Annotated in this window: 9 protein-coding genes and 1 pseudogene; 6 read left to right on the top strand and 4 right to left on the bottom strand. The window is 38.0% G+C overall.

Annotated elements, in window-relative coordinates:
• The first annotated feature begins 67 nt into the window (after window positions 1-67).
• From BCR25_RS13450 to manA, 4 genes and pseudogenes are all read left to right on the top strand, one after another.
• The gene (locus tag BCR25_RS13450) at window positions 68-655 is read left to right on the top strand and encodes an AAA family ATPase (protein ID WP_069664098.1); all 588 of its coding nucleotides are present in this window, start codon (window positions 68-70) and stop codon (window positions 653-655) included.
• Between the two features lie 133 nt (window positions 656-788).
• The gene (locus BCR25_RS13445) at window positions 789-1622 is read left to right on the top strand and encodes a VOC family protein (protein ID WP_069664097.1); all 834 of its coding nucleotides are present in this window, start codon (window positions 789-791) and stop codon (window positions 1620-1622) included.
• Window positions 1623-1635: 13 nt separating this feature from the next.
• Window positions 1636-2672, top strand: a pseudogene (locus BCR25_RS13440) (serine hydrolase domain-containing protein).
• A 42-nt stretch (window positions 2673-2714) separates the two neighbouring features.
• Window positions 2715-3689: a mannose-6-phosphate isomerase, class I gene (manA, locus tag BCR25_RS13435; protein WP_069664095.1), complete on the top strand. Its 975-nt coding sequence runs from the start codon at window positions 2715-2717 to the stop codon at window positions 3687-3689.
• A 215-nt stretch (window positions 3690-3904) separates the two neighbouring features.
• On the opposite strand, the gene BCR25_RS13430 is transcribed toward manA, so the two are convergent.
• From BCR25_RS13430 to BCR25_RS13415, 4 genes are all read right to left on the bottom strand, one after another.
• Window positions 3905-6070 carry a C39 family peptidase gene (locus BCR25_RS13430; protein ID WP_069664094.1) on the bottom strand — a complete coding sequence of 722 codons (2166 nt, stop codon included), beginning with the start codon at window positions 6068-6070 and terminating at the stop codon, window positions 3905-3907.
• Between the two features lie 482 nt (window positions 6071-6552).
• Window positions 6553-7251: a type 1 glutamine amidotransferase gene (locus BCR25_RS13425; protein WP_069664093.1), complete on the bottom strand. Its 699-nt coding sequence runs from the start codon at window positions 7249-7251 to the stop codon at window positions 6553-6555.
• Window positions 7241-8593, bottom strand: a complete 1353-nt coding sequence (locus BCR25_RS13420) for a Mur ligase family protein (protein ID WP_069664092.1) — start codon at window positions 8591-8593, stop codon at window positions 7241-7243. Before BCR25_RS13420 ends, BCR25_RS13425 begins: the two co-directional genes overlap by 11 nt.
• A 222-nt stretch (window positions 8594-8815) precedes the next feature.
• Window positions 8816-9457 (bottom strand): helix-turn-helix transcriptional regulator, encoded by a 642-nt coding sequence (locus tag BCR25_RS13415; RefSeq protein WP_069664091.1) that lies wholly within the window; start codon window positions 9455-9457, stop codon window positions 8816-8818.
• A gap of 427 nt (window positions 9458-9884) precedes the next feature.
• On the opposite strand from BCR25_RS13415, the gene ssnA reads away from it, so the two are divergent.
• Window positions 9885-11219: a putative aminohydrolase SsnA gene (ssnA, locus tag BCR25_RS13410; protein WP_069664090.1), complete on the top strand. Its 1335-nt coding sequence runs from the start codon at window positions 9885-9887 to the stop codon at window positions 11217-11219.
• 109 nt (window positions 11220-11328) lie between these two features.
• Window positions 11329-14334, top strand: coding sequence for a putative selenate reductase subunit YgfK (gene ygfK, locus BCR25_RS13405; protein ID WP_069664089.1), 3006 nt, complete (start codon window positions 11329-11331; stop codon window positions 14332-14334).
• Window positions 14335-14347 lie beyond the last annotated feature (13 nt).

The following is a 14347-nucleotide window of genomic DNA, read 5'->3' as shown; positions in this document are numbered from 1 at the left end:
GCAGTAGAGCTGTTTTTTTATTGAAGCTAGTGTATAGTTATAGTAAGTTTGTTAAGGAGGAATTTTGATGAAGACACGGGCATTGAAGCATCCTTTTTTTGTTATTATCGGACCGAGCGGATCTGGAAAAACAAAAGTTGCGGAAGCAGTCTTTCCTAAAGAGTACAAAGTAATTTCACATACAACGCGACCACAACGAGTAAACGAAAAGCAAGGAATTGATTATTATTTCGAAACACAAGAGCACTTTGATCAGTTGATCCGTTCAAAGGCTTTAGCTGAATTTGATACATACAATGGATACAATTATGGAGTAGGCATCGATGAGTTGATCATGAAGACAACAGCTCATCCTGCGTATGACGTGCTGACGATTCAAGGATTTCAAGCAATTGAACAGCTTTTTAAACCATTGGTGATTCCCATTTTTTTAGAGGTTTCTAAAGAAAATATGTTAGCTAGATTGCAGGAAAGAGGAGAAGCTCCGACGATTATTGAAGAACGTTCTGCTTTATATGAACAGGAGGCTCGAAATAAAGAAATAATCAAGCACTATCCAACCCATTTCATCGTGGATGCAAATCAGCCGTTTTCTTCAGTAGTCAAGGATGTCAAAGAGGTTGTCAACAATACCTTGAAAAATCATTTTAGCTAGACGCTTATTTTAGAAGCAGAATTTTTTCACAAACCCCTTTCTACACTTACTTTTTTGATAAGCGCATTTGCTTGCTGAATTTAGTAGAGATGTATAGAATGAAATTTAGGAGACATTCGGAGGGGGAAGTCGAATGGAGAAATTTAAACTATCAAAAGATGTCTATGTAGAAACGGTTGCAATTCGAATAAAAGAAGTGGATGAAATGATCAACTTCTATAAGAATGTGTTGGGTTTTGTTTTAAAGCTAGAGGAAAATAATTTGTCTATTTTCGGTTCTTTAAAAAAGGATAGCCGATTATTGATACTAGAGGAGACTGAAGTTGAAAACGAGCTAATGAAATCCAACGAGAACTCTATCTGTTTTTCGTTGTTGATTCCAACGCTTGAAGAATTCAGCAGTCTGTTGAGGAGGATCACTGTCCACAATTATCCTATTATGGGTGCTGTTCAGCTGGGCAGTCGAAAAAGTATCTTTTTAAGTGACCCAGAAGGAAATCGTATTGAGGTCAGTTACGAAGAGGGGATTGAGTCACCTGTGAGAGAAAAGGAAGAATTAGATATTGCAGACTTGATCAAGAATAGTAAGGTGTTGTATTCCAGCTTATCCTCAGGTGTTCGATTGGATCGAGTTCAGCTATTTGTGAATGATGTAGCTGAGCATTTTCAGTTTTACCAAGATATGCTGGGAATGATTCCGCAACAGGATAGAACGGATAAACTAACGTTAGACAATCATAATTTTTCTATTCATTTAGAAAAATCAGAAATTATGAAACCTCAAAAATCAGAAGACGAGGCACTTGGTATTGATTTTTTTGTGTTAAATGTTGACCATGAAGATGAAATGGTTCGTTTAAAAAATCATCTAGAAGAGCATGAGCAAGACTTTTTTATTGATAATAAAAAAACGATATTAACCATTTATGACCCAAGTAATATTGAATGGTGGTTTGTAAGAAATTAAGAGGAATCCGAGGATGTATGATAAAACAAAAGCAAAAATTGAACAATTAATGAATGATGGTATTTTTTCAGGTGTTAGTTTTTCATTTATCACCAAAACTAGTAGTGAAGATTTTACATGGGGGAAGGCGCAAACAACACCAACAGTTGAACCGCTTACGCGTTCGCTGCTTTTTGATGTGGCCTCATTGACAAAGGTTGTCTGTACGACAACAGTGGTTCTACAATTACTTGAAAACGGTGTGATCGAGCTTGATCAACCATTTAAAACCTATTATCCAGCTTTTGATGATGAAAAAATAACGATTCGTCATTTGTTGACACACACTTCTGATATACAAAGTTATATCGAGAATCGTGATGCGTTGTCAAAAGAAGCATTGAAAGAGGCCTATCATCATGTGAAATCTGGTGATCAGCTGGGAACAAAGGTTGCATATACTGACACAGGAACAATTTTATTGGGTTTTATGCTGGAAAATATCTTGGGAAAAGATGCTGTTGCGATTTTCCAAGAACGTGTACTGCAGCCGTTATCTATGACGGAAAGTCGCTTTTTACCTGAACGTGCTTCGGATACTGTCCCAACAGAAATTCATCCTGTCCGAGGATTGATTCGTGGCCAGACACATGATCCTAAAGCCTTTGTTTTAGCAGAACATGCGGGCAATGCTGGACTTTTTACTAATTTAACCGATTTGAAAAAATTTGTTTGGATGTATTTAAATGAAGGTGCGTATCAACCATCTCGTGTATTAAAAAGAGAGACGATCGATTCACTTTTAGTTGATCAGACACCAAATAAAAAAGGACACCGTTCACTCGGCTGGGATTTAAAAGAAGGTGTAGACGGCTCAACCTTATTGTTTCATACTGGCTATACTGGAACCTTTATACTGATGGATATACCAAAGAAAGAGGGCTTTATTTTTCTTTCTAATCGTGTTCATCCTGTAGATCAACGAACGGAATATATCGAAAAGCGTGATGAATTGATCCAACTATATTTAAATGAAAAATAACAATCAAAGATGAATCGCTTTCTTTTTAGTGGTATAATAGATTCGAGTAAAAATGGAAGGAGTCTTTAACAATGCAGCAACCTTTATTTTTAACACCTGTTTTTCAAGAAAAAATTTGGGGTGGAGATCGTTTACACACTGTTTTCGGTTTCGACCTACCTAGCAGTAAAATTGGCGAAGACTGGGCGATCAGTGCCCATCCACATGGTGTAAGTGTCGTGGAAAATGGCGAATATGCAGGACAAAAACTTGATGAACTTTGGACAAACCATCGTGAATTGTTCGGCAATGCCAAAGGAGAAGTTTTTCCTTTATTAACGAAAATTTTAGATGCAGAAGACGATTTATCCGTACAAGTCCATCCAGATGATGCCTATGGACTAGCGCATGAAGGAGAACTTGGTAAGACAGAATGCTGGTACATTATCGACGCTGAGCCAGGTTCAACGATTATCTATGGACATAATGCAAAGACTCGCGAAGAGCTTGAAGCGATGATCAAAGAAGAGCGTTGGGATGATTTACTGAAAAAGGTTCCTGTGAAAAAAGGCGACTTTTTCTATGTACCTAGCGGAACAATCCATGCGATCGGTAAAGGCATCATGATTTTAGAAACGCAGCAAAGCAGCGATACTACTTATCGGGTCTATGACTACGATCGAAAAGATGATCAAGGTCAAACACGCGAACTGCATATCCAACAATCAGTGGATGTAACAACGGTACCTGCAAAGGATGCTCAACTGAACATTCATCAGCAAAATCAAGGTCAATCAAGTGTTATTACGTATTTAAAAACAACCTTCTTCAATGTTTATGAATGGCAAGTCAATGGTGTTCTAAAATTAAAGAAAAATGCGCCATATACTTTAGCAACAGTCATTGCTGGTGTTGGGCATTTAGTCATTGAAACGGATGACACTACTAAAACTGAAAGCTATGAATTAACGAAAGGCACTAGCTTTATTTTACCAAGCGATATTACCAAATGGCGTATTGAAGGTGATTTAACGATCATCGCATCAGAACCTGGTGTGGATGCGTAATCGCATTAAGAATATATTTACTAATGTTTGAGGCATTAGATAGTTGATCTATCTGATCGGAGTGTATAAAGCAGGATGGACAGAAGGAGTGACTTCTGTTTCCGCCGTTTATTAGGATTAAAAGTAACAGGGTCATAACTCATAGAGTTATGACCCTGTTACTTTTTGGCTTTTTTTTTGAATGGTTATGTTCTTAAGTGCGCTTATTTTGCAGATTAGCGAACAACGACTGCTCCTTTAGTAAGGTTATAGGCTTTCTCAAAAACAGCATAGTCGACCCAATATTTTCCTTTAGCCGGATCCGAAACTAAATATTTCTTCGTTGTGCTATTATAGCCAGCTAAGGTCATGATATGTGCATTATCTACTCCTTTGCCCCAAAAGTAATAACCGTAAGTTGGTGATTCAAAATTATAAGTGACATACACAACAACCGGACGTCCTAAGGTTAGTTGTAATTTTAAGTTAGAAGCAGAGCTGCCTGAAATATTTTGTACGTTGCCATATTTTGTTCCCCAATTTGCTAATGGTTTTGCAAAAATTGATTGGTAAACTCCATTTGTCATGATTATATAAGGGTTTCCGGCAAATCCATTATTAGGATCATTATTATATGAGATCGGCATTTCATTAAGAAATGCTGTTAACGTATAGTTTTTGGCATAGCCTAATGTTTTGAGTGCTTGTAATAAAGAGGCTGCTTCACAGCCCATAGGTGCATTTGAAGCGTATTGATTGATAAATGGTACATTCAATTCAGCTGATTTATTTTCCCAAAAGCTTTTAGAAAGGGTCGGTGCTTTTTGATTTTTTCGCACCAACTGGATTTCTATAGCTTCTAAACGTAAGCTAAATCCTGAGCTGCCGACAATTCCGCTGTTCTTATTCCAGCCTGAATTTCCTATTTTCTCAATATGACCTCGATAATAGACATCAAAATGTTTGGCTAATTCGCCAGTTAAACGAATATCATAAGCTTCTACACGCTTCGACTGACCTGTTGTTCCGCTTAGCTGATTATTCGCTACATAGTGTTGCCAGCCTTTATCTTGGACATGGGTTCTATATTCGATACTGCCAGATACAGGGGCATTTGCAACGTTTACTTTGATTGCTTCCACACGCTTGCTTTGGCCGGTAGAGCCGTTCGTTTGTCCGTTTGTACTTGGCGCTTGCCAGCCTTTATCCTGGACGTGGCTTTGGTAAGTAACAGTAGGCTGTTTATATTGAACAAAGTAGCGTTTTACTGCGCCGGGTGCGGCAGTTCCTTTTTTAACCAAACGAATTTCAATTGATTCTAATTGATAGCTGAAGCCTGATGTACCAGCATCTTGACCGTTACTTGCCCAGTCCATCCAGCCAAAATTCTTTGCATGAACGTGATAATAGACATCAAAGTGTTGGGCTAATTCCCCAGTTAAACGAATACTCAGTGCTTCCATTCGTTTCGATTGCTTCATTGTGCCAGTCATTGCATTGTTGGTAACATAACCTTGCCAGCCAATGTCTTGAACGTGACTGCGGTATTCAATACCACCTGAAACAGGTGTATTATCCACTGTAATCTTCATCGCTTCCATCCGCTTTGACTGACCTGTTGTTCCGCTCAATTCACCATTAGTCTTGATCCCTTGCCAGCCGATGTCTTGGATATGACTTTGATACTTTATATTCGGTTTTTTATATTGGACAAAGGGGCGCACAGTTTTGCCAGGTACCGTTTGTCCTTTTTCTACTAGTTGAATTTGGATCCCTTTGATCTCATAGGAAAAACCAGTCGTACCAGCGGTTTGCCCATTGGCTGCCCAGTCTAGCCAGCCAAAATTTTGGACGTGGAGTCTGTAGTAAATATCATAATTTGCTTTAAGAGTCTCTGTTAGTTGGATTTGGACAGCTTCCATCCGTTTGCCGGAGATACCACTAATGCTATTAACATCAGCAAAATTTTGCCAGCCGACATCGGCTACATGTGCACGATATTGGATCGTGCCTAGTTCTGCAGTAGAACCTTCAATGTTGATTTTTAACGCTTCAATTCTGCCATTGGGATATTCAGCAACGGCTCCGTTGCTTTGGTTTGCTTGCCAGCCAGATTGCTCATTGTAAATTGAATAATTGAGAGTCATTGGCGCTGTAGTCTTTTCTGCTGTAGGCTCAGGCTTGGACTCTGTAATACTTTCGGAGCTAGTAGTTACTGCTTCTGTTGTCTCTGTAGTGCTTTGTGTGCTTTGTATTGCTTGTTCACTAGTTGTTGTTTCAGTGATTTCATTTTCTACAGTACTTTGAGGCTCATTTACTACTTCTTCGGAGGAAGCACTAATTGTCCCCACTGTAAAAAATAAAGTGATCCCAATTAACCCAAAAAATAAATTCTTCTTCATCGTTACCTCCAGTTGATTTATTTAGATGATTCGTTGTAAATAAGTATGTATTCTGTGAGAATAATCTGTTTCTTTCTTAAATAATTCTCATCTGCTCGTTTAACTGTAGCATATTACGAAGGTTGCTACAAATTAACAATACGAATAAAGGGTGAAATTTTACTGACGAAGAGCAGCTGAAAATAAGTTGTATTGTGTCTAACTATTTCTAGCATAATTTGGAAGAGATACATTCTTTGTTTTTCGAGTAAATCTGTCTAATTGTTGTTCAAAATGAATAAGAGTAGAGGGGATAAAAAAAATCAATAAAAGTAATTAAAAAAGGGGAGAGTAAAATGAAAAAATCCATGGTCGTGTGTCGATGTAAGCTCACCAAACGTAAAAGAGCCGTAAATAATTGTTATCAGAAAGACAACAGTTATTTACGGTTCGATTTTTAGTGAAAATTCGTGTACTTTTGTAAAGCTATTCTATAGAGCGTGTTATTCAACTGGAATCATTTCCTGAGGAATGACCAAAGGTTCTCCATATTTTTTTTCTAAAGCTGTTTTGATCAACCGAATGCCTAAATTTTGGTTTCTAGCTAGAATCGGTCCATGGAAATACGAACCAAATACATTTTTATAAATCACGCCTTCAGAACCGTCTTCACTATTGTTTCCTTTTCCTTGAACAACGTTTCCCAGAGGACGTTCACCTTTGCCCAAGAAGGTTCGGCCATTATGATTCTCGAAACCATAATAGGTTTCATTAAATTCTTCATTATGAATAACGATATCTCCAATGTAGCGATTGTTATCTTGACTAAGAGTATAATGGTCTAACGCGCTGATGCCGTGGATTTTTTCTCCTTTTGCGCCCATGTAGTAGTGGCCAAGTAATTGGAAGCCGCCACAAATCGCCAACATCACACCGTCATTTTCGATGTATTCAGTTAGCGCTTCTTTTTTAGTCTGAATGTCATCTGAGATGATCAGCTGCTCAAAATCTTGCCCGCCGCCAATAAAGACCAAATCATATTTATTGGGATCAAAATCTTCATAAACGCTCACGATTTCAGATCGGTAGGTAACATTCATTTTTTCAGAAAGATATTTTAACATCAATAAATTTCCGTTATCACCATAGGTATTCAATAAATTGCCATATAAATGACAAACAACTAATTCTTTAGGCACCATTCATTCCTCCTTGAATATAGCCTTGAGCAGCTAAAGATTTTCGTAACTGCAATACTGCGGTATAGGTTGCTAAAATGTAAACATGATCCGTTGGCAGCTCTTTGATTGCTTGAACTGTATCATCTAATGCAGGAATTTCTCGCAATTTATCTTCAGAAATGCCTGCTACTTTTAAGCGTAACGCCATATCCTGATGACGGTCACCGCCTGCGATCACTTCTGGGATATCCATAGTAGCTAATGCCTCGTGGTCACCATCCCAGATCCAGCTGACATCGATTCCATCAGCATAATTAGCGTTAAGTAATGAAACTAAAGAAAACGGGTAAGGAGCTAATCCCATCATATCGATAACTTGATTCAAACCTACAGGATTTTTTACTAAGATCAGTGTACATTGTTTTCCTTCGATGTTGATGATTTCTTGACGTCCGAAAACTTTTTCATCGTAGCTTAAGCCTGCTCTGATTTTATCTGGAGCTACTCCATAATGTTCTGCTACGGCCGTTGCAGCCAAAGCATTATAGACATTGTACATACCACCAACTGCAATGCCATATTCTGCACCATCAATAACAAAATCAGCAGAAACATTATCCATACGAACCATTTCGGTTAGCTGGACATCTAATTCTGGGCGATGGAAGTCGCAATGAGGGCAATAATATTTCCCTAAATTGGCATAGGTGATCATCTTATAATGTAGGATATGGTGGCACTTAGGGCAAAGTAAACCATCTGTATTATGATGAGCCATTTGTTCCTTATCTGGTTGATGATTGAAGCCGTAATATTTTCTTGGGTTGACCGTTTCAACAGAATTAAAAATTGGAGAATCGCCATTGCATAGAATTGGCGCATTAGGCGCTTGTGCTGCACCATCTACGATTAATTTGTACGTCGTATAGATTTCACCGTAACGATCCATTTGGTCACGAAAGATATTGGTAAACAAAAATAATTTTGGTTCGATGTATTTTGTTACACGGCTTAAGCTAGCTTCATCAATTTCAAGGACCGCAAATTTGTTCTTTGCACCTTTGTTTTTAGCTGATAAGAATGTCGAAACAATTCCTTGCTCCATGTTTGCACCTGTTGGGTTAGTCAAAACATGATCGAATTCCTGTCTCAAAATATTCACCGTCAAAGCTGTAGTCAAGGTTTTTCCGTTGGTTCCAGTGACAACGATGATTTCGTAATCCTTTGCTAATGTATCTAAAATTTTTGGATCGATTTTTAATGCTAATTTTCCCGGGTAGCTGCTGCCCCCTTTGAAAAAAGTTTGTAATAGCCATTGAGAAGTTTTTCCAGCGAAGATAGCTGCTTGGCTTCTGATTCCCATAAAGTGTCCTCCAATTCGTCTCAAAAATTATTGTTTCATTCAACAATAAACTCAATCTATAATACCACAATTAAAAAAAAAAATTAATTCCTTTTGCTTTTTCTTACTATAATATAAAGAATTTACAAGCACATATAAAAAGTGATCATCAGACACTTCGAAAAGTTATCTTTTGATCACTTAATCAACTTATCACTTCAAATGGTTTATAGCTAGCGACGATTATTTTGCATCGATATAGCTATATAACGTGTATTTCGAGATATTAAAGAAGTTCGCTACTTTGTCGCCTGATTTTGTTACTAAGAATGCTCCTTTGTTATTTAAAAACTGGATGCACTTGACTTTGTCATCTTTAGTCATCAATGGAACAGGTTTTCCAACTAGTTTGACAGATTCTTCGATTAAGTCGTCTAAAAGCTCATTGATATCTTGAGGAATATAATCTGGTTCTTTATCCGTATCTTCTTGTTCGTCGATTGAAATTAGAGATTTTAAGGTTGATTCAGCTGCAATCAAAGAAGTAATATCGTAATTGATGGCAAAGATCCCATCTAGACTGCCAGATTTATCCTTGAAATAAATGGTACTTGATTTTAAAATTCGCCCATCATGGGTTCTTGTCAAATAATTAATATGATCAACTAGGTCTGCAGGATCTTTTTTCAAGGCTTCAAGAACGACTTGAGAAGGTCCATCTCCAAGTTGACGAGAAGAAACGTGACCGTTTTCGATCGAAACGATCGTATTGTTCACATTATCTTCGTTGATTTTATGAATAACGATTTCACAATTTTCTCCAAATTGGCCAGCTAAAGCTTTAGCAACTTGAGTGAGAAAAATTAATTTTTCATCCGAAAGCATATGCTTCTCCTTTCTATGAATAGATGATTTAAAACTGGATAAGATATTTTTTGACTTTATTAATCCATTACTGTGGTAGTGAAAAACAACCATATGTACTACTTTCGATAGAAGAAAGTCCTTTACCAGTCTCTGTTTGTAATGATATCATGCGTCAAATTATAATACAAGACAATGGGCATTATGCACTAAAAAATATTTTTTAGGCAGCATTGTTTTTTTTTAGGTTAAGTGGTATAATTTATTCGAGTTAGAGGAAATAGTTGGCTGAAAGCAATGATGCTAACGCTTTCATTCTTAGCCTTAGGATAACAGAAAAGAGAGAAGCGAACAACGATTTATCTTTTCGTGAATATTTGAACAATCATTGTTGAAAGCGATTTCTTTGGTTTTAAAAAAATAAAATGAAGTAATAGGAGGAGCAAGGATGTTATTAATAGGAAACGGGCGGTTGATTGCTAGAGATGCACAAGGAACATTTTTCGAAGATGGCTGTGTCGCAATTGAGGGACAGACAATTAAAAAAGTTGGAACGACAGCTGAATTACGGAAAGAGTTTCCAAAGGAAGAGTTTATTGACGCTAAAGGTGGCGTGATCATGCCTGGTTTTATCAATATGCATAATCATATCTATAGTACATTTGCCAGAGGATTGAGTATTAATGGCTATCATCCTAAAAATTTCATGGATATTTTAGAAGGACAATGGTGGCGGATCGATCGTACATTGAATTTAGACGATTCTTATCATAGTGCAAAAATTGCTTATTTAGACAGTATCAAAAATGGTGTAACGACTGTTTTCGATCATCATGCAAGCTATGGAGCTATCGAAGGAAGTTTGACACAATTATCAAACGCAGCAGATGAACTGGGCGTTCGTACATGTCTATGTTATGAAGTGTCCGATCGTGACGGAGAGGACAAGATGAAAGCCGCTGTTAAGGAAAACGCTGATTTTATCAAAGCAAGTGCTGCTAGAAACGACGATATGCAAAAAGCAATGATGGGCATGCATGCAGCGTTTACTCTATCAGATAAATCATTAGAACATTGCGCAGCGTATACTCCAGAAGGCGTAGGCTATCATATTCATATCGCAGAAGATATCGCAGATGTCTATGATTCATTGAAAAAACATGGCAAACCAATTATCAATCGTTTATATGATCTTGGGATTTTAGGGAAACAAACAATGGCTGGTCACTGCATTCACATTGGTCCGCATGAAATGGAAATGTTACGCGATACCAATACAATGGTTGTGACAAACCCAGAATCTAATATGGGCAATGCGGTTGGTTGTCCGCCGGCAATGCGTATGTTTAATGACTATGGCATCTTGATGGGGCTTGGAACAGATGGCTATACCAATGATCTGACAGAATCCTATAAGGTGGGAAACATCATTCATAAACATCATTTGGCAGATCCAAATGCAGCTTGGGCGGAAATTCCTGAAATGCTCTTTACCAATAATCCTAAAATGGCCAATCGTTATTTTGAGAAAAAACTTGGTGTCATAGAAGAAGGTGCAGCAGCGGATGTGATTGTTTTAGCTTACAAAGGTCCGACACCTATGACTAAAGATAATTATAATGCTCATATTCTATTTGGAATGAATGGAGGAGCAGTTACAGATACGATCATCAATGGCGAGGTTCGAATGAGAAATCGTGAAGTACAAGGTGTTGATGAAGAAAAAATATGGCATGCAGCACAAGCACAAGCGCAATCACTTTGGAATCGGATCAACGCTTAGACAGTGAAAAGAAAAACGTGCTGAAACAAATGTTTTGATCATTGTACAGCGGATCAACGCCTTTGTTTCAGTTGCAATGATAAGTATAAAATAAAAAGGAGTGACAAACATGAGTGACATCATGCACCCGATTTCGGTCGATGGGTTATTGAACTGGATTTTGAATGAATACAAAAACGAATCAACAATATTTGGTGTAAGGAAGTTTTATAAAGCAGATCCAACAAAAACGATTCCGCTTTTTGGAGAGAAAATGGAAACACCATGTGGTCCAGCAGCTGGTCCGCATACACAATTATCGCAAAATATCATTGCTTCTTATTTAACTGGCTCTCGCTTTTTTGAAGTCAAAACCGTTCAAATTATTGATGGCGAAGATTTACCAGTCAGTAAACCCTGTATCACTGCAGCAGATGAATGTTACAACGTCGAATGGTCAACAGAGTTACGCGTGCCAGAAGCCTATGACGAATATGTAAAAGCGTGGTTTATTTTAAAAATATTGAGTAAAGAATTAGGTTTGGGGGATCCAGATGGCTTTATTTTTAATATGAGTGTGGGCTATGACTTGGCAGGAATCCAATCACCGAAAGTGGATAAATACATTACAGATATGCAAAATGCTGAAAATACTCCAATCTGGCAGGAATGCCTTGAAGCAGCGTATAACTATTTACCTCAGTTTAAACAGATTGATAAAGCATATATTGATGCTATTAGTCCGAAGGTTTGCCGTTCAATCACTCTTTCCACATTGCATGGGTGTCCTTCTGATGAAATTGAACGAATTACCACCTATTTACTTGAGACGAAAGGACTTAATTCATTTATTAAGTGTAACCCAACCATGTTAGGGTACGAATATACTCGCCAAACGATGGATGAACTGGGCTTTGATTATATGGTATTTGACGACCATCATTTTCTTGAAGATTTGCAGTTTGAAGATGCGGTACCGATGCTTACTCGTTTACAGAAGCTAGCTGATAGCAAAGGACTTAATTTTGGCGTGAAAATCACGAATACTTTTCCAGTTGGGATTGCAGAAGATGAGCTGCCTGGTGATGAAATGTATATGTCGGGACGTTCGTTATTCCCATTGAGTATTTCTTTAGCAAAAAAACTATCAGATGCGTTTGATGGTAAATTACAAATTTCGTATTCCGGCGGTGCAGACATTTTCAATATTAAAGAAATTTTCGATGCAGGAATTTGGCCGATTACAATGGCAACGACATTGTTGAAACCAGGTGGTTATCAACGGATGAATCAAGTTGCAAACTTACTTGGTGAATCAGATTATCCAACGACAGTTCAAGTGGACCTAGATAAACTAACAAAAATTGTTGAAAAAGCAAAAACGCAGGGACGTTATAAAAAGTCAATAAAATTATCAGAAAGTCCTAAATTACGGGCGACTGTACCTTTGACCAACTGTTATACGGCGCCTTGTCGAAGTGACGGCGGCTGTCCAATCAATCAGGATATTCCAGCGTATCTTCGTTATGTGAGTGAAGGAAACTATTTAGAAGCGTTGAAGGTAATCGTGGATAAAAATCCATTGCCGTTTATTACAGGTACTATTTGTGCACATCCATGTATGACAAAATGTACACGTCAATTTTACGAGGGATCGATTAAAATCCGTGAAGCAAAATTAGAAGCAGCAGAACATGCCTATGATGAATTAATGGCTTCAATGCAAAAACCGATTCAGAAGAAAGATGCTGTTAAAACCGCTGTTGTTGGTGGCGGACCAGCCGGGATTTCAGCCGGGTATCTACTTGCTCGTGAAGGAATGCCAGTCACCGTTTTTGAAAAAGCAGAGACGATTGGCGGGGTTTGTAGCCAAATTGTTCCAGAATTTAGAATCTCAATGAAATCAGTTCAAAATGATGTAGAAATGGCAAAATTCATGGGGGCTGAATTTAAAACTGGACAAGCTGCACCAAGTTTAGAAGAACTAAGAACACAAGGCTATACAAATGTGATTTATGCCATCGGTGCGTGGAAACATGGAAAATTAAGACTAGAAGCTGGTGAAACAATCAATTCACTTGAATTCTTAAAAGCAAATCGTGAAAATACACAAGTCAATCCTTATGGAGAACAAATTGTTGTTGTCGGCGGAGGAAATACGGCGATGGATTGTGCTAGAGCTGCGACGACGCTGCCAGGTGTGAAAAAAGTTTCTGTTGTTTATCGTAGAGACAAACGGAATATGCCAGCAGACGAAGAAGAATTGTATTTCGCTTTAGAAGATGGCGTAGAATTCTTAGAGCTATTATCACCGATCAAATTAGAAAATGGTCGCTTAACTTGTGAAAAAATGCGTTTAGGTGAACGTGATGCTTCTGGACGACGTAGACCTGTTGGAACTGGCGAACTGACAGAAGTATCTGCAGATACTGTTATTGCCGCTGTTGGTGAGAAGGTGGATACTGATTTCTATCAGTCTATCGGAATCACGACAGATCAATATGGAAAAGTTGTCTCAAACCCAGAAACATTAGAAACAAATCTAAAAGATGTTTACGTGATCGGTGATGCCAATTTAGGACCTGCGACGATCGTTGAAGCAATCGCAGATGCAACAAAAGCCGCTGAAAATATTTGTCAGATCCATAACGAGCATTACGAACAAACAAACTTAAATGATGATGTGGCTTTTGTCCGCAACAAACGCGGGATTCTTGAACCTAATGAAGCACTATGTGGACAAGCAAGTAACTGTTTAGAATGTTCAACGATTTGTGAATCCTGTATGGATGTTTGTCCAAATCGTGCCAACATCGTTGTGACTGTCAAAGGTCAACCGCAAATTGTCCATGTCGATCGGATGTGTAATGAATGTGGGAACTGTGAGACCTTCTGTCCTTATGCAAGTGCACCATACAAAGACAAATTTACTTTGTTCAATACAGAAGCAGATTTCAACGATAGTACAAATTCAGGGTTCTATGTAATTGATCCACGTGAAAAAACATGTCTCGTTCGTTTATGGGGCAATGTCACAACGATTCGTTTAACGGATCAAGGGGTGGATATTCCAGCGGATATTATTGAATTGATGGATACGATGATCGAGAGCTATGATTATTGTATGCAAATGTAAAAGACATGAGTTG

Source organism: Enterococcus termitis, from assembly GCF_001730305.1.
Taxonomy (GTDB): Bacteria; Bacillota; Bacilli; order Lactobacillales; family Enterococcaceae; genus Enterococcus_L; species Enterococcus_L termitis.
The sequence above is the reverse complement of the archived record's forward strand: the minus strand, read 5'-3'. Positions and strand labels throughout refer to the sequence as shown.